Source organism: Janibacter sp. GXQ6167, from assembly GCF_041365945.1.
Lineage (GTDB): Bacteria > Actinomycetota > Actinomycetes > Actinomycetales > Dermatophilaceae > JBGFSK01.
Map to the genome: position 1 here is coordinate 20,662 of NZ_JBGFSK010000001.1, position 20,551 is coordinate 41,212.

General features: G+C 68.9%; 20 protein-coding genes. 10 read left to right on the forward strand and 10 right to left on the reverse strand.

Annotated features, from left to right (window positions below; all coding sequences use genetic code 11):
• Positions 1-15 precede the first annotated feature (15 nt).
• Positions 16-723 (reverse strand): M50 family metallopeptidase, encoded by a 708-nt coding sequence (locus AB8K43_RS00070; protein ID WP_370890140.1) that lies wholly within the window; start codon positions 721-723, stop codon positions 16-18.
• 160 nt (positions 724-883) lie between these two features.
• Between AB8K43_RS00070 and AB8K43_RS00075 the strand changes: the two genes are divergently transcribed.
• Positions 884-2,827 carry an alpha/beta fold hydrolase gene (locus AB8K43_RS00075; protein WP_370890142.1) on the forward strand — a complete coding sequence of 648 codons (1,944 nt, stop codon included), beginning with the start codon at positions 884-886 and terminating at the stop codon, positions 2,825-2,827.
• A gap of 101 nt (positions 2,828-2,928) precedes the next feature.
• Here AB8K43_RS00075 and AB8K43_RS00080 read toward each other — a convergent pair whose 3' ends face one another.
• The gene (locus AB8K43_RS00080) at positions 2,929-3,906 is read right to left on the reverse strand and encodes a LuxR C-terminal-related transcriptional regulator (RefSeq protein ID WP_370890144.1); all 978 of its coding nucleotides are present in this window, start codon (positions 3,904-3,906) and stop codon (positions 2,929-2,931) included.
• Between the two features lie 75 nt (positions 3,907-3,981).
• On the opposite strand from AB8K43_RS00080, the gene AB8K43_RS00085 reads away from it, so the two are divergent.
• The 5 genes from AB8K43_RS00085 (at position 3,982) to AB8K43_RS00105 (ending at position 8,506) form a co-directional block, all read left to right on the forward strand.
• The gene (locus AB8K43_RS00085) at positions 3,982-4,407 is read left to right on the forward strand and encodes a MarR family winged helix-turn-helix transcriptional regulator (protein ID WP_370890146.1); all 426 of its coding nucleotides are present in this window, start codon (positions 3,982-3,984) and stop codon (positions 4,405-4,407) included.
• A gap of 66 nt (positions 4,408-4,473) precedes the next feature.
• The gene (locus tag AB8K43_RS00090; RefSeq protein WP_370890147.1) at positions 4,474-4,896 is read left to right on the forward strand and encodes an organic hydroperoxide resistance protein; all 423 of its coding nucleotides are present in this window, start codon (positions 4,474-4,476) and stop codon (positions 4,894-4,896) included.
• Positions 4,896-5,903, forward strand: a complete 1,008-nt coding sequence (locus AB8K43_RS00095; RefSeq protein WP_370890149.1) for an NADP-dependent oxidoreductase — start codon at positions 4,896-4,898, stop codon at positions 5,901-5,903. Before AB8K43_RS00090 ends, AB8K43_RS00095 begins: the two co-directional genes overlap by 1 nt.
• 72 nt (positions 5,904-5,975) lie before the next feature.
• Positions 5,976-6,818 (forward strand): hypothetical protein, encoded by an 843-nt coding sequence (locus AB8K43_RS00100; protein WP_370890151.1) that lies wholly within the window; start codon positions 5,976-5,978, stop codon positions 6,816-6,818.
• A 158-nt stretch (positions 6,819-6,976) separates the two neighbouring features.
• On the forward strand, positions 6,977-8,506 hold the full coding sequence (locus AB8K43_RS00105; RefSeq protein ID WP_370890153.1) for a DEAD/DEAH box helicase: 1,530 nt from the start codon (positions 6,977-6,979) through the stop codon (positions 8,504-8,506).
• Here the strand turns inward: AB8K43_RS00105 and AB8K43_RS00110 are convergent.
• The gene (locus AB8K43_RS00110; protein ID WP_370890154.1) at positions 8,471-9,682 is read right to left on the reverse strand and encodes a cation:proton antiporter; all 1,212 of its coding nucleotides are present in this window, start codon (positions 9,680-9,682) and stop codon (positions 8,471-8,473) included. The two genes, AB8K43_RS00105 and AB8K43_RS00110, sit on opposite strands and share 36 nt — an antisense overlap.
• Positions 9,683-9,729: 47 nt before the next feature.
• Here AB8K43_RS00110 and arsC point away from each other — a divergent pair, with 47 nt between their 5' ends.
• Positions 9,730-10,092 (forward strand): arsenate reductase (glutaredoxin), encoded by a 363-nt coding sequence (gene arsC, locus AB8K43_RS00115; protein WP_370890156.1) that lies wholly within the window; start codon positions 9,730-9,732, stop codon positions 10,090-10,092.
• 13 nt (positions 10,093-10,105) lie between these two features.
• Complete coding sequence (gene mgrA / locus AB8K43_RS00120) at positions 10,106-11,152, forward strand: L-glyceraldehyde 3-phosphate reductase (protein ID WP_370890158.1); 1,047 nt, start codon at positions 10,106-10,108, stop codon at positions 11,150-11,152.
• Positions 11,153-11,186: 34 nt separating this feature from the next.
• Here the strand turns inward: mgrA and AB8K43_RS00125 are convergent, their stop codons facing one another.
• From AB8K43_RS00125 to AB8K43_RS00135, 3 genes are all read right to left on the reverse strand, one after another.
• Positions 11,187-12,695 (reverse strand): PQQ-binding-like beta-propeller repeat protein, encoded by a 1,509-nt coding sequence (locus tag AB8K43_RS00125; RefSeq protein ID WP_370890160.1) that lies wholly within the window; start codon positions 12,693-12,695, stop codon positions 11,187-11,189.
• A 355-nt stretch (positions 12,696-13,050) separates the two neighbouring features.
• Positions 13,051-14,112 (reverse strand): polyphosphate kinase 2, encoded by a 1,062-nt coding sequence (ppk2, locus tag AB8K43_RS00130; protein ID WP_370890162.1) that lies wholly within the window; start codon positions 14,110-14,112, stop codon positions 13,051-13,053.
• Positions 14,113-14,187: 75 nt separating this feature from the next.
• Positions 14,188-15,381 carry a hypothetical protein gene (locus tag AB8K43_RS00135; protein ID WP_370890163.1) on the reverse strand — a complete coding sequence of 398 codons (1,194 nt, stop codon included), beginning with the start codon at positions 15,379-15,381 and terminating at the stop codon, positions 14,188-14,190.
• 60 nt (positions 15,382-15,441) lie between these two features.
• Between AB8K43_RS00135 and AB8K43_RS00140 the strand changes: the two genes are divergently transcribed.
• A complete protein-coding gene (locus tag AB8K43_RS00140) occupies positions 15,442-16,518 on the forward strand; it encodes an App1 family protein (RefSeq protein WP_370890165.1) in 1,077 nt (358 codons plus the stop codon).
• Between the two features lie 20 nt (positions 16,519-16,538).
• On the opposite strand, the gene AB8K43_RS00145 is transcribed toward AB8K43_RS00140, so the two are convergent.
• Positions 16,539-16,775 carry a hypothetical protein gene (locus AB8K43_RS00145; RefSeq protein ID WP_370890167.1) on the reverse strand — a complete coding sequence of 79 codons (237 nt, stop codon included), beginning with the start codon at positions 16,773-16,775 and terminating at the stop codon, positions 16,539-16,541.
• Between the two features lie 148 nt (positions 16,776-16,923).
• On the opposite strand from AB8K43_RS00145, the gene AB8K43_RS00150 reads away from it, so the two are divergent.
• Positions 16,924-17,784 (forward strand): Fpg/Nei family DNA glycosylase, encoded by an 861-nt coding sequence (locus tag AB8K43_RS00150; protein ID WP_370890169.1) that lies wholly within the window; start codon positions 16,924-16,926, stop codon positions 17,782-17,784.
• Positions 17,785-17,869: 85 nt separating this feature from the next.
• On the opposite strand, the gene AB8K43_RS00155 is transcribed toward AB8K43_RS00150, so the two are convergent.
• From AB8K43_RS00155 to AB8K43_RS00165, 3 genes are read right to left on the reverse strand one after another with little or no spacing between them, the layout of a single operon-like run.
• Entirely contained in the window at positions 17,870-18,577 is a 708-nt protein-coding gene (locus AB8K43_RS00155; protein ID WP_370890171.1) for a DUF4097 family beta strand repeat-containing protein, read from the reverse strand.
• Positions 18,574-19,251: a response regulator gene (locus AB8K43_RS00160; RefSeq protein WP_370890173.1), complete on the reverse strand. Its 678-nt coding sequence runs from the start codon at positions 19,249-19,251 to the stop codon at positions 18,574-18,576. Before AB8K43_RS00160 ends, AB8K43_RS00155 begins: the two co-directional genes overlap by 4 nt.
• Positions 19,248-20,543 carry a sensor histidine kinase gene (locus AB8K43_RS00165; protein WP_370890174.1) on the reverse strand — a complete coding sequence of 432 codons (1,296 nt, stop codon included), beginning with the start codon at positions 20,541-20,543 and terminating at the stop codon, positions 19,248-19,250. The genes AB8K43_RS00160 and AB8K43_RS00165 overlap by 4 nt, the downstream gene beginning before the upstream one ends.
• Positions 20,544-20,551: the final 8 nt, after the last annotated feature.

Consider the following 20,551-nt stretch of genomic DNA (forward strand, 5'->3'; position numbering starts at 1 on the left):
CTAGAGGAAGGGAGACTAGGCCAGCATCGCGACGAGATCGTCCCCGACGACCCACGTCGCCCAGGCGCAGATCGCTACGAAGCTCAGCACCCACAGCACGCGCGGTAGGGGGGTCAGTTGAGCAAGCACGCCCGGGTCGCTTGTGCGGTCGGGAGAGCCCGCGACCGCTCCGAGATGTCGCCAGGCGCCGATCACGAGGACGACGGCGACACCGACGAGGACACTCGCCTGCAGTTCGGGGCTGCCGCCCCACCACAGGGCCCCGGTCGCGACGATCGCGGCCAGGGTCACGACGATGGTGAGCGCTGAGCGAGCGAAGAAGAGCGCGAGGACCAGGCCGATCAGTAGGGCCGTAAGCACGGGCGCGGCCCAACCGCGTAGTGCCAGCCAGGAGATGACCGCGCCGAGGATGGCCGGCGCGGGGTAACCGGCCCAGGTCGAGGCGATCCGTCCGGGACCGGTCGGTCGGCCCCAGGTGACGGCGTGGCCGGACATGTCTCCGCGCAGGACGAAGCCGGTGAACTTACGCCCCACCGCCACGCCGACGAGCGCGTGTCCGAGTTCGTGCACGAGGGTGATCGCGAGGCGCACGATCGCCCATACCGGCGGCAGCAGGCACGCCGCGAGAGCGCCGCCGACCGCGAGCCACAACCACCATCCAGGTACCGCGACGGTGTCCGGTGCGGGACCCACCCGACTCGCGATCTCGTCCAACCAGTTCACGGTCGCGAAGAGTAAGCCGCCGACCTGTGCGGGTCCTGGCAGGAATCGGACAACGCGAGTTCCCGCCAGGCATTTGGTCTGGCCGCTTGCCCGTCATCAATGGTTGTGTGACGGGCACCACCTCCCCTGCCGACGCCACCCGACAAGGAGCGCATTACCAATGAATCGCCACCCCCGTCGACGGTTACTGACCGTCGTCGCCGCCGCACCGATCGCGGCTCTCGCCCTCGGCACCATCCCCGCCATGGCAGGCCCAGCGGCGCCGGCCGCCACTCCAGCCGCCACTCCAGCCGCCGCTCCTGCGGCCCAGGCGGCCAAGAACAAGACGCCCAATATCCGCCAGCTCGCCGGCGCTCTCGCCCGGCAGAAGTTGACCTGGGAGAAGTGCGACTACAAGGACGCCGGTCTCAACCAGCGCTTCGCCAACATCCCGAATATCAAGTGTGCGACGGTCAAGGTCCCGCGTGACTGGCACGACGCCAAGAACGGCAAGACCTGGGACGTCAAGATCTCCCACGCGACGAACCAGTCGGTGACGAGCGGCCGGTACAAGGGCACGATCTTCGTCAACCCCGGTGGCCCCGGCGGCTCGGGTCTGCCCTGGGCAGCGGCGATGCAGCAGCGCACCCCAGACCTGCGTCCCTACTACAACTACGTCGGCTTCGACCCGCGCGGCGTGGGTCAGAGCAGCGCCCCGAAGTGCACCTTCACGTACGACGCCAACAGCAAGGACCCGTACGCCCGCGACAAGGCGATCGGTAAGACCTGCGCCTCCGACCCGGACGTGCGCACGATCAACACCGAGCAGACGGTCTACGACATGGACCTGATCCGCCACCTGCTGAAGGCCCCGAAGCTCGACTACATCGGGTACTCCTACGGCACCTGGCTCGGCGCCTGGTACGAAAACGTCTTCTCCGCCAACGCGGGCCGCTTCTTGCTCGACTCGGCGACCGATGTCACCAAGCCGACCCTCCAGCGCACCTGGGAACTCCAGCCGAAGGCGCGGGACCGCCAGTTCCAGATGCACCTGATGAACTGGATCGCCCGCAACAACGACACCTACGGCCTCGGCACCGACGCGCAGAAGATCTACGACCGGTACTTCGCGGCGACCAAGGAGATGAGCTCCTTCGTCGTCCTGCTGACGTGGTACTTCAGCGGCGGCCTGCCGGCCTTCCCGGACAACTCGCAGTACCCGGCCGCTGGCTCGGTCGTGAAGTCGCTGATCGAAAGCGGCGAGCGGAGCGGCGCGGCGAAGAAGTCCACTGCGGACAGCACCGCCGACCCGGCCGTCGAGGTCAAGACCGCCCTGAAGAAGGTCAAGAAGGGTCCGAAGCTCTCCAAGGACACGCTCACGTCGATCAACGAGGGCATCTCGCAGATGGACGCGCTGACCTCGATCGAAGAGGAGGACGCGCCGACCGGTAAGGCCGCGGCAATGCGCACCGAGACCTTCGACTCCACCTTCGAGATGATTCGCTGCGGTGATGGTCAGTGGACCCAGCGCACCGGCTTCTGGGAGAACTGGGTCAAGAAGATCGAGCGCACCGCTCCCTTCACCACCCAGCTTGGTGGCGCCACCGTCCCGGTCTGTGCCTTCTGGCAGACCAACAACATGATGCCGGCGGCCGACCAGTCCTTCCCGGACACAATCGTGCTCCAGGGTGAGTTGGACTCGCAGACCGCCTGGGAGACCGGCTTCACCTCGGCGACCAAGCTGCCGAACACGAGCGCGCTCTTCATCGACAACGAGGGCAGCCACGGGCACTTCCCCTACGGCACCGAGTGCGTCGACGCGCCGATCTACAAGTACTTCCTGAACGGCAAGATGCCGAAGAACATCAAGGTCTGCCAGGGCCTGCCGCTTCCGTGGGAGACCACCACCTACGAGACCTGGGGCAAGCTCAACGCCGCCGGTCGCCACGTGCCGGCGAACCCCAGCCCGTGGACCCCGGCTGGCAGCGCCGGTAAGCGTCTCGGCCAGAAGATGGACCTGGCTCCGGCTGACACCGAGACCCAGGAAATGGTCCGCTCGGTGGTCCAGGAGACCTATGGCACCGACGGGGTCAAGCTCCTTGAGCGCGAAGGCGCCCTGGACTGATCCACTGGTCCGACCCGCGAAGGGGGTGTCCCCCGCCCGACCTGCTCCCGGCAGGAAGGGCGAGGGGCACCCCCTTCGTCAGGTCCCCGAGCGAGGGCTCGTCAGGCCAGACCTTCGTGCGCGGCGCGCACCCCGAGGACGAATCGAGACGGCGCATCGAGGCGTTCTTGCATCGCGGCGACCCGGCGGGCGACCGTGCGTTCGCTGACGCCGAGCGCGGCGGCGATCCGGGCGTCGGTCATGCCGGAGGAAAGCATGGCGAGGACCCGGCGATCGACCTCGGAGGTCTTCGGTGTGCTCGCGAGCCCGTCGATCGGCAGCGACTGCGCCCACGTCGTCTCGAAGAGTCGGATCAGCGCATCGAGCAGCGCCGAGCGATAGATGACGACCGCCTCGATCTGATCCACCTCGTCGGGCGTGGTGGCGGGCTGCGGCAGGATCAGCATGGCCCGGTCGTCGTCGGCGATGATCATCCGCATCGGCAGATCGTGGGCGACGCGGGCCTCTTCGCCGAGCTCGATCGATTGGGCGACGATCTGGCGGGTCTGCTCGTCGTGGACATTGGCCGCGAGGTAGATGGTGCGGTACTGCACCCCGCGATCGGCGGTATCGGGTTGCTCGGTCGCGAGGGTTGGGCCGCCCACGGTGAGATAGGGCGGCCGATCGAAGGCGCGGATCAGCGCGCGGCTCGAACCCTGCAGGGCGGCGAAGGTCGAGACCACCTTGGAGAGGCCACTGACGAGTTCGAGGAAGGGGGCGTCTCCGCGGCGATCGGTCACGTCACCGGCGACCTCGGCGGCGTCGAGGATCACCGCGGTTTCGGCGGCGCGCTGGGCCGACCAGGTCGCGACGGCGACTCGAAGGGGGAGGAGGTGACCGGTGCGCGGCGCGAGGAACCCGGTCTCGACGAGTTCGTCGAAGAGCACGGGGTCGATCCGCACGCTCGGGTCATGACGCCGGGCGAGGTAGGCCTCCCGGGCCGCCTCGCTCACGCCCACAGCGGCCAAGACCTGCTGGCAGGCCGCGTCCTTTGCCGTCCCGTCTGCGCCGTCGAAGTCCACCTCGTCATGATGAGGCACCTCACACCCTGGATGGTTCTTTGGCTAGCAGGCAATCTAGTTGCGCACAATCCAATGGCGTGCCATGGTTAAGCCATGGAGTCCCGTCAGCGCCTCGATCAGCAGCTCTGCTTCGCGCTGTACACCGCTGCCCGCACCGCGGCGGCGGCGTACCGCGACGACCTGGCCGAGTTGGGGCTGACGTACACCCAGTACGTCACCCTGCTCGCCCTCTGGGAGCGGGATGGGCAGACGGTCTCCGAACTCGGCGAGGCGCTCCGCCTCGACAGCGGGACCCTCTCGCCCCTGCTCCGGCGTCTCGAAGCCGCTGGCTTCGTGGAGCGGCTGCGCGACCAAGACGACGAGCGACGGGTCAACATCCACCTCACGGATGCTGCTCAAGCGCTCGAGACGCAGGCCTGCGCCCTTCAGGACAAACTCGCCCAACGGGTGCACCTGACCCCGGCCGAAGCCGAGACCTTGCGCAGCCTCGCGCAGCGGTTCAGCGCGACCACCGACTAGGTGTGAAGGGGGATCACCCCCTTCACGCTTGCCCGAAATCCACTGCACAGCAAAGGAAGTCACATCGTGAAGACTCTGTACACCGCCGAAGCCCTCGCCACCGGCGCGGGACGCAATGGCCACGCTCGCACGAGCGACGGACGCCTGGATCTCGACCTCGCGATCCCGACCGCGATGGGCGGTTCGGGCGAGGGCACCAACCCCGAGCAGCTCTTCGCCGCGGGCTACGCCGCGTGCTTCCACTCGGCGCTGCAACTCGTCGCCCGGCAGGCCGGGGCCGACATCTCCGACTCCTCGGTCGGCTCTCGCGTGCACATCGGCCCGAACGACGCCGGCGGCTTCCAGCTCGCCGTCGAGCTCGAGGTGACGATCCCGCACCTCGACGCCGAGCAGGCGCAGGCGCTCGCCGACAAGGCCCACGAGGTCTGCCCCTACTCCAACGCGACGCGCGGCAACATCGACGTCGCCGTCACGGTGTCGGACGACTGATGGCCGCCCCCACCCAGACCCGTCAGATCGCGCTCGCGTCCCGTCCGCAGGGCTGGCCGACCGACGAGAATTTCCGGCTCGAGACCGTCGACCTGCCCGAGCTCGGCGACGGGGAGATCCTCGTGCACAACACCGTCATGTCGGTCGACCCGTACATGCGCGGCCGGATGAATGACGTGAAGTCCTACATCCCTCCCTTCCAGATCGACGCGCCCCTCGACGGTGGCGCCGTCGGTGAAGTGATCGCCTCGAAGTCTTCGGAGATCGCGGTCGGCCAGCGGGTCGTGCACGGTCTCGGCTGGCGGGAGTACGCCGTCTTGCCCGCAGAGCGTGCGAGCGTCATCGACGCCGAGGCCGCCCCCGAGTCCAGCTACCTGAGCGTCCTCGGGATGCCGGGCCTTACCGCCTATGTCGGCCTGACCCGGATCGCGGAGATGAAGGAGGGCGACGTCGTCTTCGTCTCGGGTGCTGCCGGGGCCGTCGGATCGCTCGTCGGCCAGATCGCCAAGGCGCTCGGCGCCTCGCGCGTCATCGGGTCAGCGGGTTCGCAGGAGAAGGTCGACCGGCTCCTCGAGCTGGGCTTCGACGCCGCCTTCAACTACAAGGACGGCCCGGTCCGCGACAGCCTCAAGGCTGCTGCGCCCGACGGGATCGATGTCTACTTCGACAATGTCGGAGGTGACCACCTCGAGGCCGCGATCTCGCGCCTGAACACCTTCGGCCGGGTCGCGATGTGCGGGGCGATCGCCCAGTACAACGCCACCGAGGCCACCCCGGCGCCGCGCAACCTCGCGCTCGCGATCGGGAAGTGCCTCACCCTGCGCGGCTTCGTGGTCGGGCAGTACGCGGATGTCTCGCCCGAGTACCGCGAGCGCGCCGCCGGGTGGCTTGCCGACGGCACGATTCGCTTCGACGAGACCGTCCGCGACGGCCTCGAGAACGCTCCCCAGGCCTTCATCGACCTGCTCGCGGGGGCCAACACGGGCAAGATGCTCGTCCGCTTGTAAGAGCAACCGATCGGGGCCGGCGGGCAGGTACTGCCCGTCGGCCCTGTCGTCCGGAGTCGCTAGCGTTGGCAGGTGACGATTTCCCCCTTCGCCCGGACCCGCGTGGTCGACCGCTTCACCGGACGCATCCTCGGCGTCGGGTCGCGCAGTGGGGTGCGGATCGTCGTCGGGCGGTGGGATGAGTCGCCCCTCGGCGCCTTCGCCGATGTCATGCTGGCCGACGCGTCCGGGACGCGATGGCTGCTCGCGCCCAGTGAAGAGGTCGCCGATTACGTCGCCCAGACCTACCACTTCGACCGGGTGGTGATCGCCCCGATGACCGTGCAGGAAGGGGGCCGCGGCGCATCCTGGCGGGTCCGAGCCGGGGCCCTCGATACCGGTCCCGGCGATGACGGCGCCCTGCTCGGCCAAGCGCTCGCGAGCGGACTGGACGTCCAATTGACGCTCGGGCAGCGCAGCGGTCTCGGTCTCCTTTTGCGCTGCGTCCCAAGGCGTTTGGCCACCTCGCGGCTCATGGCCACGCTCGCCGACCCGATCGCCAGACTGACCCAGCCCGGTGTGCGGACGCGGGGGACGGCCGGCAATGGGCGACGTGAGTACTACGGCGCCACCGACCAACACCTGGTCACCGGGGTCGACGGGACGTGGCAGGGCGCCGACCTCGGCGGGATCGCCCCGGTCGACCCCGCGCCGGATTTCGGCTTCTCAAGCACGCCCCGAGTGCCGAGCTGCGTGTCGGTGACCACGACGGTCACCCGACCGATACGCCCAACGGGCGATGGACGCCGCGACGACAGCCCCGTCTCCCCACCCGCCGCGGCAACGGTGCGACTCGCCCTGGTCGGCGTCGCCACGCTCGGAATCCTCCTCGTGGCACGCCGATTCGTGATGCGGCGCCGGCGACGGGTAGGCTGACCGACGTCGATCCGGGCCGTTCTGCACCGGATCCCCCTGACTTCCCAAGCCGATGCCATCGCGCCGCGACCTGCGAGTCCACCACTCGCCGCTAAGGTCCGCCGAGCAGAACCGACCGCATCGCACCTCTACCGTCTGGAGTTGGCCGCAAGGCCCCCATGTCTGAAACTTTCAGCACGCTCGGCGTGCCCGCGAACTTGACCGATGTCCTTGTCCAGCAAGGCATCTCCATCCCGACACCGATCCAGGCAGCGACCCTGCCCGACTCCCTCGCCGGACGCGATGTCCTTGGCCGAGGCCGGACCGGGTCGGGTAAGACCTACGCCTTCGTCCTACCGGTCGTCGCTCGGCTGGCGGCTAGCGCGAAGGGAGCCAAGCGGCAGTCCCGTCGTCCGCGCGCCCTGATCCTCGCGCCGACCCGCGAGCTCGCGACGCAGATCGACGACAGCCTCGCCCCCTTCGCCAGGGCGGCGGGCCTGACCTCCCGCACGATCTTCGGCGGGGTCGGCCAGAACCCCCAGGTCACCGCCCTGCGCCAGGGCGTCGACATTATCGTCGCCTGCCCCGGCCGGCTTGAGGACCTGATCAACCAGGGCCACGCATACCTCGACCACATCGAGATCACCGTCCTCGACGAGGCCGACCACATGGCCGACCTCGGCTTCCTGCCGGTCGTCAAGCGCCTCCTCGACAAGACCCCGAAGGACGGCCAGCGCCTCCTCTTCTCGGCGACCCTCGACGGGGCGATCAACCAACTCGTCCGCCGCTACCTCACGGACCCGGCCACCCACGAGGCGGACTCGGCCCAGTCGCCGGTCGCCACCATGAGCCACCATGTGCTGCACGTCGGCGACAGCGATCACCTTCCGGTTCTCACCGATCTGGCCGCGGCCCCCGGGCGCACCGTCGTCTTCGCGCGGACCAAGTACCGGGCCAAGAAGTTCGCCCGTCAGCTGAACGCGGCGGGCGTGCCCGCAGTCGAACTGCACGGCAACCTCAGCCAAAACGCGCGGACCCGCACGATGGAGGCCTTCCACAGCGGCGCCGCGCAGACCCTCGTCGCGACCGATATCGCCGCCCGTGGCATCCACGTCGACGACGTCGGCCTCGTCATCCACGCCGACCCGCCCGTCGAGCACAAGGCGTACCTGCACCGCTCGGGTCGCACCGCGCGGGCGGGCAGCTCCGGCACCGTCATCACGCTGATGACCGACCAGCAGGTCGGCGACGTCCGCTCGCTGACCCGCAAGGCCGGGATTCGGCCCACGACCACGCGGGTCCACGCCGAGCACCCCTTGCTCCAGGAGTTGGCGCCGGGTGAGCGCGTCAAGACCGAAGGGCGCGCCGAGCCGCTGGCGAAGGGGGAGTCCGCTTCCTCCTCGTCGGGCGGCGGCCGCGGCGGATCGGGTGGCCGCAATGGCCGTCGCCGCAGTGGTCAGGGCGGTTCGGGACAACGCGGCGGCGGTCGCGGCGCGCAGGCCACTGGCGGGCAGTCTCGCCGTGGGGAGCAGGGCCGTGGTGGTCAGGGCGCTGCTCGTCCGGCGCGCGGTCAGTCGACTTCGACCAGCGACCGCTCCGGTCAGTCGCCCCGAAGCGAAACGGCCGGTCGTCAGCGCACGCGCCGTCGGGCAAGTAGCCCGGCTGGGCGCCCGTTAGCGGGCGCGGGCGGGCAGAAGACGGACCGTTAAGGGGAAGAGGAGCACCGTCACCGCTCCGGCGGCGACCAAGAGCGAGGCGATGTCCTCGGGCATCAGGTCCCGAGCGACCGCCACCTCGGTCACCGCGACGATGATCGGTAAGCCCGTCGCGGCGTAGAGCCCAAGGCGCACCTGATCACCCTTCGTGGTGAGGCCCGACCCGGTGTCGGTGAAGCGTTCTCGCAACCACACCGGGACCCCTCGGGCGAGCAGGATCATCACCACAAAACTCACGAGCAGGAGTGGTTCGGCTCCGACCGCCGCGACATCGATGCCCATCCCTGAGGTCACGAAGAAGACGGGGATAAAGAAGGAGAAGGCGACCGACTCCAGGCGCTCTTCGATGGCGTGGTCCTCGGCCGGGGTCAAGCGGCGCAGGATGATGCCCGCGGCGAAGGCTCCGAGCACGACGTCGAGGTCGAAGACGCTGGCGAGCGCCATCAGGGTAAGCAGCAGTAAGAACACGACACGGAGCGCGGTCTGCGTGGTGCCGCTCGCCCCGTCGTAGAGGACCTGTCGGACCCCCGGGATCCGGCCGATCGTGCGCCGGGGGAGCACGGCGACGACAACCGCGAGGACGGCAAAGATGGCTAGGACACCTGCCGACAGCCAGGCCGTCCGGGTCGAGAGCAGCAGCGCCATCGCGATGACGGGACCGAGTTCGCCGACGGCGCCGTGGGTGAGCACAGCGCTCCCGAGAGGCGTGTCGACCTGCCCGGTGGACTTCAGGATCGGGAGCAGGGTGCCTAGCGCCGTTGAGGTGAGGCAGAGGGCGAGCACCAGCATCACCATCCAGTCGTGCCCAGGGACGAGCACCCAGGCCATCGCCATCGCGACGGCCACGCAGAGGAACCAGGTGAGCCAGGCGTGCTTGCCGGAGCGGCCGCGCAGGGCCTCGGTGTCGATCTCGTAGCCGGCGAGCAGGAAGAGCATGCCGAGCCCGATCTCTCGTACCAGCGAGACGCCGCCCTCCGTCGAGGCCCAGCCGAGGACATGCGGACCGATGAGGCAACCGAGGACGAGCAGGAGCACCACGTCGGGGACGAAGCGCCGAGTCGCGGCCGCGAGAAGGGGGGCCGCCACCGCGGCGAGAGCGATCCAGAAGAGGGAGACGATCGGGTCGCCCCCTTCGCTACCGGAGAGCATGATCGCGGTGGTCGTCGCCATGAGCTAACGCTACGGCGGTGTCGGGGCCGGCCGATACGCTGCCCGCTATGAGCGAGACGATCACCCTGCTGCACAACCCGCGCTGCTCGACCTCCCGGGCCGCCGCCGAGACGCTGTCCGACGAAGGGGTCGAGGCGCGAGTGATGGAGTACCTCAAGACGCCACTCGACGAGGCCGCGCTGCGCGACCTGATCGGCAAGCTCGAGGACGCGCCGACGGACCTGGTGCGCCGGGATGGGTTCTTTAAAGAGCTCGGGCTCACGGATGCCGACGTGGAGACGATCGATCAGGTCGTCGCGGTGCTGGTCGAGCACCCGCGCCTGATGCAGCGCCCGGTCATCGTGCGCGGCGATCGCGCGATCATTGGTCGCCCCAAGGACCGCGTCGCCCCCTTCGTGCGCGGCGAGTGAAGGGAGTCCTGCCATGACCTACCGCGCCGACGAATACCACGCTGCCGCAGACCGATACGACACCTCGATGCAGTACCGCCGGTGTGGTCGCTCCGGCCTCGACCTCCCCGCGATCTCGCTCGGGCTGTGGCACAACTTCGGCGACGACGTGCCCCTCGAGCGGCAGCAGGCGACCCTGCGCCGCGCCTTCGACAGAGGCGTCACCCACTTTGATCTGGCCAACAACTACGGCCCGCCCTATGGCTCGGCGGAGCGTAACTTCGGCACCCTCTTCGCGCGGGACTTCCGTCCCTATCGCGATGAGTTGATCATCTCCAGCAAGGCGGGCTACGACATGTGGCCCGGGCCCTACGGTCAGGGCGGGGGATCGCGGAAGTACCTCATGGCGAGCCTCGACCAGTCGCTCACGCGGATGGGCCTGGACTACGTCGACATCTTCTACAGCCACCGTTTCGACCCCACGACTCCGCTCGAAGAGACCATGGGCGCGCTCGATGCGATCGTGCGCAGCGGCAAGGCGCTCTATGTCGGGATTTCGTCGTACTCGGGTGAGCGCACCCGGGAGGCCGTCGCGATCCTGCGCGAGCTCGGGACGCCCCTGCTCATTCATCAGCCGAGCTACTCGATGCTGAATCGGTGGATCGAGCAGGATCTGCTGTCCGTGCTCGAGGACGAAGGGGTGGGCTGCATCGCCTTCTCCCCGCTCGCGCAGGGGATGCTCACCAGCAAGTACCTCGATGGGATCCCGGCGGATTCGCGTGCCGCGCAAGACAAGTCGCTCGATCCGTCGCTGCTCACCGATGACGCCCTCGCGCACGTGCGCTCGCTCAACGAGATCGCTCAGGGTCGGGGCCAGACGCTCGCGCAGATGGCTCTCGCGTGGGCCCTGCGCGATCAGCGGGTCACCTCGGTCCTTGTCGGCGCGTCGTCGGTCGCGCAACTCGACGACAGCCTGGGTGCGCTCGACCGGCTCGACTTCAGCGACGACGAGCTCGCCGCGATCGATGCGGACGCCGTCGAGGCCGGGATCAACCTCTGGGCGACGTCCTCGCAGGCCTGACCTGCGCACGTCCCTGCACCATCACCGAGTCCGGCTAATCGGCCGGGGCCAAGTGAACGAGGCGCTCGCCGTCCCCCGCGACGAGCCCGGTGCCCCGCTCGGTGCGGGCCGGCGCCGCCCAATCCACGGCGCCCTTCCTGGTCGTGACCCGCGTCCGCCAGGCGAAGCGCCCGCTCGTGAGGTCGGTCGCCGCCACGAGACCGCTCGTGATGGTGATGAGTCGGGAACGATCGCACCAGGCGCCGCCGGAGGGTCGCTCGGTGGTGGTCGCCGCTCGCCACTTCTCCTTGCCGGTCGTCGGGTCGAGCCCGATGAGTCGATAGGTGCCAGCGCCGGGAAGGTCGCCCGGCCCGGGCTCTGTGGTGCTTTCGTTTTGGTTCACGATGACCACGCCCCCGCAGTACGCCGTGAGCTCGGCGCGGTCGCGGGTCCATCGAGGACTGTCGGGGTGCTCGCGGTCGTAAGCGACCACCTTCTGGTCGGTGTTGGGCTCTCCCCAGGGCTTGGAGGTCAGCAGAGGTAGGCCCGCAGAAGTGTCTCGTGGAGTGACGTCCCGCGGGACGCCGGGGAGGAGCCGCCCTTGGTAGAGGATCTGCGTTTCCTCCTCGGAGCGAAGGCCGTAGGTCGGCTGGCCCGCGTACTGCGCGAGGTAGTACCCGGGAGCCGCATCGCGGACCACCTGTCCGTCCTCGACTCTGAAGACGATCGCGTGTCCCCCCTTCGAGGTCGTGCGACTGACGAAGACGTTCTCGCCCAGCCGATCCGCCGACAGCGTCACCAGACCGCTTTCGCTCGGGATGGTGTCGGCGTCGACCTCGGTGCGCCACACCTCTTCGCCGTCCAGATCCACTCGGATGGCGACGAGCCGGCTGGGGATGGTCTTCGCATCCCGCGCGCCCCGGTTGAGTCGCTCCAGGATGATCGCGCCATCGGCAAGCGGGAGCGCGGCCTGATCGGCCGTCCAGTCCTTGGCGTGCTTGCCGCTCGGGAAGGGCCACCTCGGTCTCGTCCAGGAGATGGTCTGGTGGGCGCCATCGGCGACGCTCACGTGGGTGAGGGTGGACGCGTCGTTGGAGTTCGCGAGGCAGACGGTGCGCCCATCGACGATCGGTCCGCAGGCGACCGGAGGCTTGCGCGAAGGGAGTTCCAGGCTCCACTGGAGCGACCCATCGCCGCGGCTCACTCGGGCGAGGCGGGTGCTGGAGGTCCCCATGGACTGGACGAGGAGTTCGTCACCGTTTTGGTTCCACAGGGGGACGAGGGTGCAGTCCTCGTCGGCGCATTCGCTCGCCTCGATGGAGGTCGGGTCGACCGTCCAATCTGGGCGCGGTGCGTCGGGGAGGTCTTCGATGATGCCCACACCGTCGAGCGGCCGGGCAGCCTCCGGGGCCGGGTCTTCGGACGAACCTCGGAGCACCGCCCAGGCGCCGAGGCCGGTCCCGATGACGAGGACCGCGATCACCCCGATCGCGAGGGCCGCGCGACGCTTTGGTCGAGCGGGTCTAGTGCTGGCCGGGGGCGGAAGGGTCAGCGGCTCGCCCACCGGAGAGGGTGTCGGCGGCGGTGGGGGCGGAGGCACTCGTGGTGGTGGCGGGGTCGAGGAGGGGTGGTGAGCGGCATACTCGGCGAGGTTCATCCCGCAGCGCGGACAGTAGGGCCCGACCGGCGAGGGCAGACGCAGCCCGCAATTGGGGCAGGTGGTCATCGCCTCATCCCGCCTGATTCGAGGTAGGCGTCAGCGGCGCTCATGCCCTACTCCTTGTCGTCCCCCAACCAACGGCGACCGGCGCCGTGATCCCCCTTCTCAGGTCACCGTGCGATCGCCCTCCCCACCGTACAAGGAGGCGGTGGGGAGGGCGAGAAGATTGGGGGAGAACGGGTTTGGGGAGCAGTCCCCGTCAGCGGTTCGGGATCTCCCCGTCGTCGAAGATCTCGGCGCCCCGGCCGACGATCTTGTGGTCGACGGTGTCGACTACTTCGGTGTTCTTGCCGGGGTAGTCGAGGACCGAGAGGACGTGGCGCATCGCCTCGAGGCGGGCGCGCTTCTTGTCATTGCTCTTGATGACCGTCCAGGGCGCGTCGGCGGTGTCGGTGTAGAAGAACATCGCCTCCTTCGCCCGGGTGTAGGCGTCCCACTTGTCCAGGCTCGCGAGGTCGGTCGGGCTGAGCTTCCACTGACGCACCGGGTCCTTCGAGCGACGGTGGAAGCGATGCATCTGCTCGTCCCGGCCGACGGAGAACCAGAGCTTGATCAGGATCGTCCCGGAGTTGACAAGCATCCGCTCGAATTCGGGGCAAGAGCGCATGAACTCGAGGTACTGCGGCCCAGTGCAAAAGCCCATGACTCGCTCGACACCCGCGCGGTTGTACCACGAGCGGTCCATGAAGACGATCTCGCCGCCCGCTGGCAGGTGCTCGACGTAGCGCTGGAAGTACCACTGCGACTTCTCGCGCTCGGTCGGCGTCGCGAGCGCCACCGTGCGGGCACCACGGGGGTTGAGGTGCTCGGTGAAGCGCTTGATCGAGCCGCCCTTGCCGGCGGCGTCGCGCCCTTCGAAGATGATGACAACCTTCTGGCCGGTCTCCTTGACCCAGGCCTGCATCTTCAGCAGTTCGACCTGCAGGCGCCGCTTCTCGCGCTCGTACTCCTTGCGCGACATCTTCTTGTCGTAGGGGTAGCCGTGCGTCCACGCCTGGTCATCGCCGAAGTGGGCGGGCAGGCCCATCTCCGCAGCGAGTTCGGGGTCCTCGGCGGCCTCGTCTTCGTAGTCGTCCAACAATTCGCTGATCGTGTCGAAGTCGTTGTGTCCGGTCTCGTGGCCGTCGGCGGGGCTCCCTTCGCCTACCGCCTCCTCGATGGCGGTATCGACCTGCTCCACCGGCTCGACCTGATCGACCTCAGCAGTCGCCTGGGCCGGGGCCTGACCGTCCGCGGTATCGGTGTGCGAGTTGTCGGTCATGTGGTCCTCCCGGATCGGCGGTGATGTGGGCTAAGGCCCAGTATTCCGCGCGGCACGTCCGGCCGGGTAGCCGGGCTATCCGCACTGGTGAAGGAGGCCGGCCTTGGTGAGTTCGGCGAGCGCTTCACCGACGAGTTCGGCGGCGCGCGGGTGCTCGCCGAGGTCGGCGATCGTGGCGGCGACGAGGTCGTCTCGGGTGGCTGCGGTAGCGCACGCGCGCCAGAGGCTCGCGCCGACGCCTCGGACATGGACGGGCACCGGTCCCTGCAAGATCAGGAAGTCACCTTCGTACTCGATGGCGTCCGTCCACGGAGCCCGCTCGTAGCGAGCGGATGGCCCTGCTGGAGAAGGGGTTTCGCCTGCCTCATCGGTCGGCTCACTCCCTTCGCCATCTCCTGAGCGCCAGGTCTGACCGGGTCCGGGCGGATGGTGCGACCACGGGGGAGGAGCCGGCGAGTCGTCGAGATGGCGGCGGACGAGGTCGGCGCAATCGGCGATCTCGGCGTAGACGAGACGGGCCGGGCCGCCGCCGAGGGAGACGACCTCGGCGAGCCGGGCGAGACCGCCGGGCAGGGCCGCGATCGAGGACGTCTCGGGCAGGATCGTGAGGAGATGATCGATGAGGTCGACCGGCTCGATCCACGGCGTGCTCGCCGCCTCGTCCCGGGTCAGGGTGAGCAGACCGTGGACGACCGGGGCTGGTGGGGTCGGACCAAGGCCGTGGTCGTCGGGCGAGACCTCTTCCTTATGGGTGGGGTTCTGGGGATCGACGATCAGTGACGGCGGCTTGGGATAGGGCGCGATCCGCCGGTCCTGCATGATCACGACCGACTCGTCGGTGACATACCCAAGGTCCCGGCCGAGGGCGGCCGAGGCGGTGGACTTGCCGGTGCCGGACGGGGCGACGAGGACGATCGCTCGGTCGCGGTCGTCGGTGAGCGCGGCGGCGTGCAGTTTGAGCGCCTTGCCGGTCAGGCGGCTGATGCTGCGCAGGGTGATCGCCCGCGAGAGGTCGTAGGGCAGGCCGGTGAGGGTTTGGGTCACCACATCGGCCTCGGTCGAGTCCTCGCCCCCGCCGGAGGTCCTCGGCCGGATGCTGACCTCGGTCCCATCGATGACTGGACTGGTCGGCTCGTCGGCGAGGGCGATGGCGCGCGACCACCGCCGGGTCATCGCTGCACGCTCCTTCGGGTCGAGGGCGCTGAGATCGAGGATCCAACGGCAACCCATGGCGAGCAGGGCGACGCGTGCGTCACCGTCCTCACTCATGGGGCAAGCGTAGGTCCTGCCAGCATGCTCGCTCACGGGTACCTCGATTAGGGTGGCGTCATGTCGCGCCCTCACGTCGCCGCCGTTGCTGAGGACGCCTGGAACCGCCAGCGCGCCGCCATGATGCGGCGCCGGGGGTGGGGCACCCGAGTCCTCGCGTACACGGGCTACGGATCGACCGACACGCTGCGGATCCTCGGGCGGGTGCTGATGACCCGCCGTCCCTATCAACCCGCGTCGGCCGGCGCCCATGCGAGTTGGACCGAACTTCGCAACGCCGACCTCGAGCGCCGCGGCTGGCGCTCCTTCTTCACTACTCCCGCGATCAACGAGCCCTTCACCGTCGTGATTGGCGAGCGGGAGATCTCGGCCCGCTCGGACCGGTCGGGGATCATCGATCTCACGATCGCCGACCACGGCCTGGAACCCGGCTGGCACGAGCTCCCGGTCCGCTCGCCGCGTGCCGCCGATGCCACCGCGACGGTCTTCGTCGTCGACCCGGAGCAGACCTTCGGCATCGTGAGCGACATCGACGACACCGTGATCACGACGACCATGCCCCGGCCGATGATCGCCGCGTACAACACCTTCTTCCGCCACGAGGGGACCCGGCACGCGGTGCCCGGGATGGCGACGCTCTACCGGGATCTGATGGAGGAGCACCCCGGTGCCCCGATCGTCTACGTCTCGACGGGTGCGTGGAATGCCGTCCCGCAGCTCACCCGTTTCCTGCGGCGCTCCGGCTATCCGCTCGGCCCCCTTCTGATGACCGATTGGGGTCCGACCAATACGGGGTGGTTCCGCTCTGGGCAGGACCACAAGCGCGCCTGCCTCCACCGCCTGGTGCGCGACCTACCCCAGATCCGGTGGGTGCTGATCGGTGATGACGGGCAGCACGATCCGACGATCTACGGCGAGTTCGCCGAGCAACGGCCCGATCGTGTCCGGGCGATCGGGATCCGGATGCTCTCGGCCGCCGAGCAGATGCTCTCGCACTTCACACCGATCGCCGTCGATGACTTCGAGCAGCACATCGGCGATGAGATGCCGGTCGTCCGGGCCAACGATGGCTACGCGATGCGGCCTCTGTTGAAGGACGCGCTCGCCTCGCGGGACACCGAGCGCCTTCGCCCCTAGGCGGTCTCGTCGGTCCGCTTTTAGCGCGGGTGCGAAGAGGGCGCTGCCTTCGGCTTGAGGAGGCGAAGGAGCAGGCTCACCACGATGACCAAGACACCGATCACGATGACCGCCTGGCCAGCGAGGATGAGGATCCCGGCACCGATGTTGGCACCAACGACATTGGGATCGGAGAGCGCGACCTCTCCGACAATCCAGGCGATCGCGCCGAGGATGAGCAGCACGATGCCAGCAATGAGCCCTCTGCGAGAGGCCATGGGATTCCTTTCGTTCGCTCGAGCTCTGCTCTTACGACGGTAGCGCCGGAGGCGGGCGGCGGTGGGGTCTTTCGGACTCTTCGGTGCTGCGGATAGCGTCAGCCCATGGCCCGAGACCTGCGACCCTCACCTGCCCGGGCGGTCAGGGATGCCTGAGCTCCCTGAGGTCCAAGCGCTCGTGGACTTCCTCGGCGAGCGCGCCGTCGGCCAGGTCATCGCGGATATCGAGCTCGCCTCCATCACCGTGCTGAAGACCTTCGACCCACCACCGGAGGCCCTCGTGGGGGCACCGGTGGACCGGGCGGCACGTTTCGGCAAGTTCCTCGGGCTCGACTGCGACGGCACGTGGTTGATCTGGCACCTCGCCCGGGCGGGCTGGGTGCGGTGGTACGACGAGGTGCCGGAGCGCCCCCTTCGGCCGGGGAAATCACCGATCGCCCTTCGGGTACGCCTCTCCGACGGGGCCGGCTTCGACCTCACCGAGGCGGGCACGAAGAAGAGCCTCGCCGCCTATATCGTCCGGTCCCCGCAGGAGGTGCCGGGGATCGCCGCGCTGGGACCCGATCCGCTCTCGGAGGACTTCGACCGCTCGGCGTTCGGCGAGCTGTTGGCATCGCGGCGGGCCCAGGTGAAGGGGGTGCTGCGCGACCAGTCGGTGATCGCCGGGATCGGTAACGCCTACTCCGACGAGATCCTCCACGTCGCCAAGCTCTCCCCCTTCGCCCTCGCCGCGAATCTCAGCGATGACGAGGTGGACCGGCTCTATGCGGCGATGCGTACGACGCTGGCCTCGGCGGTCGAGGCCGCATCGGGACGCCCCGCGGCGCAGTTGAAGGACGCCAAGCGTGCCGGGATGCGGGTGCATGGTCGCACGGGTGAGGCATGCCCGGTCTGCGGCGACATCGTGCGGGAGGTCTCCTTCGCCGACTCGTCCTTGCAGTACTGCGCGACCTGCCAGACCGGAGGCAAACCACTCGCGGATCGGCGCACGAGCAAGTTCTTGAAGTAGGTCGCGGATCGGGACATCGGACGCGGTTACAACCCAGCCCGTTGGCGTTTAGCCCGTCCCGGCCGGAAGGGGGGATCGCCTTCGGCTAGCGATAGCGGACCTTCGCATCGCCGAGATCGGCGTTCACCCTGATGAGGTGCGCGGACTGGAGGTCGGTCGCGACATTCGGCTGGCTGGCGCTGTCGGTCGCCGAGAGTTCGACCCGGTAGGTCGGGCCCCGGGGCACGGTCACGTCCACCGATCCCACACCGGCCCGCGCGATGATCGCGTCGGGGGGTTCGGCAGCATCGATCGCCACCTCGCCGACATCGGTCGAGGCATCGATCCGGGTGCTCGTCACGTCGGTCAATCGGACCGAACCGACATCGGTGCGCGCCGTGACTGGGTTATCCACCCCGTCGATGCTCACCTCGCCGACATCATTGGCGAGGCTGAGCTGCGCTCCGGGCGGGGCGATGACGGTCCACTTGGTGCGGCAGCGATCGATGATGCTGTTGCTGGTGCGGCAGCCCGAGGTGGCACGCAAGACGCCGTCCTCGGTCTTGACGGCATGCTTGGGGCCGCCGATGCTCCACAACGAGGTCGAGTGCAGGCCATAGGTTTCGCCGTCTCGGGGCGCGCGGACGGTGATGGTCCCGACGGAGTTGTCGAGGACGATCTTGGTGACCGCGCGGTCGATCGGGAAGGTCTGCTCCGTCGTGCGCTCAAACATCCCCCCGGCGAGTCCGAGGGCGGCGAAGAGGACGAGGCCAAGGGTGAGGGCGCCGGAGGCCAGCTTGATCGCGAGCTTCACGACACGCCCCCTTCGTGCTCCAACCATTGCAGGACGGCGAGCACCCGACGGTGGTCGACCTCGGTCGGGGGGAGACCCAGCTTGGCGAAGATCGAGGAGATGTGCTTTTCGACGGCGCCGGCGCTGATGTACAGCTCGGCGCTGATGGCGGCGTTGGTGCGGCCCTGCGCCATGAGCCCGAGGACCTCACGTTCGCGGGGGGTGAGGGCGGCTAGTGGGTCGGCGTGGCTGGCGCGGCTCAGCAAGTGACTCACCACCTCCGGATCGAGCACGGTCCCGCCGGAGAGGACCTGGTGCAGCGCAGCGACGAAGTCCGAGGGGTCGGCGACGCGGTCCTTCAGGAGGTAGCCGAGGCCGCTCGGCCGGGAGGCGACGAGCTCGGTCGCGTAGTGCTCCTCGACGTATTGGCTAAGGACCATCACCGCGGTGTCCGGGTGCTCTTGGCGCACGACGAGGGCGGCCTTGATCCCTTCCGAGGTGAAGGTCGGCGGCATTCGCACATCGACGACGACCAGGTCGGGCTGGTGCGACGCCACGTCGCGCAGGAAGGATTCCGCGTCGCCGCAGGCCGCAGCCACCTCGAACCCGGAGGCCTCGAGGAGCCGGATCAAGCCGTCGCGCAGGAGGACTGAGTCCTCGGCAAGGACGACGGAAGGGGCAGCGCTGGTGGTCATGGGGTGCTCCGTGGGGTGTGCTCGGGCAGCAAGATGGTGACGGTGGTCGGGCCGCCGGGTGGCGAGGTGATCGTGAGGGAGCCGTCGATGGCGGCGACCCGTTGGCGCAGGCCGGTCAGCCCGGTCCCTCGCGAGGGATCGGCGCCGCCAATCCCGTTGTCCTGCACGGTGATCTGTAAGTGGTTGGAGGCGTGGGCACCTCGCTCGACGGCGACCCGGGTGATTGCGACGTGGGCGGCCGTGGCGCGGGAGTGCTTGGCGACATTAGTGAGGGACTCGGAGATGCAGAAGTAGGCGATCGCCTCGATCGTCGAATCCAGTCGGCCGATCGGCGCGATGGCTCGTGTGACGGGGATAGGGCAGCGATCAGCGAGGGCGGCGACGGCCGCATCGAGCCCACGATCGGTCAGGACCGGCGGGATGATGCCGCGCGCGACCTGGCGCATCTCGGTGATCGCCTCCTTCGACGAGGCGTGGGCTTCGTCGATCAGGTCGCGGGCGGTGGCCGTGTCCTTGCGTTCGAGGGCCGAGCGCGCCATCCCGAGGCTCATCGCGATCGCGACGAGGCGCTGCTGCGGACCATCGTGGAGATCCCGCTCGATCCGGCGCCGCTCGGCCTCGACGGAGTCGACCGCCTCCTGGCGCGTGGTGGTGAGCGTGTCCACGCGTTGGCTCAGGCGTGCCATCTCCGCGCGCTCGTCGCGCCCGAGGAGCCAGCGGGCCGCGGCGAGATCGACCGAGGTGATGAGGCGAGCGGTGAAGGGGAGAGTGATCAGCAGGACCACGGCGAGGACCGAGGCGACGGTGACCGCCCACGGGGATCCGATGGGAATCCACCCGAAGAGCTTCCACGGAGTCACATCGGCGACCGCAGGGATGACCGGCCGGACAGTGACGAGGACGGCCTGGGCGATCAGGGTGATGGTGACCCAGCCGATGAAGGTGCCCCACAGGGCGTGCAGCCCGAAGTACGCGGTGGCCCGCCAGCGATAGGCGTCGAGGAAGAGGGTCCGCCACAGCGGCTGCTGGGGGTCACGGACCGGAGCCTCGATCTCGGTGTCGGTGAGCGCGGCGATGCGGGTGCGTTCGGCGTGCCCGAGGCCGCCCGCGATCCACAGGGCCGGGATCAGCAAGACGATCCCGATCCCCATGCCGGGGATCAACATCACGGCGATGAGGACACCCGTCGCGATGAGGATTGCGAGCAGCCCCGTGACCGCGTTGGTCCCGAGCAGCGCGACCTGGCTCCAACCGTGAAGCCAGCGGGCGCCAATCGTGCGGGATCTGCTCATGTCCTCCA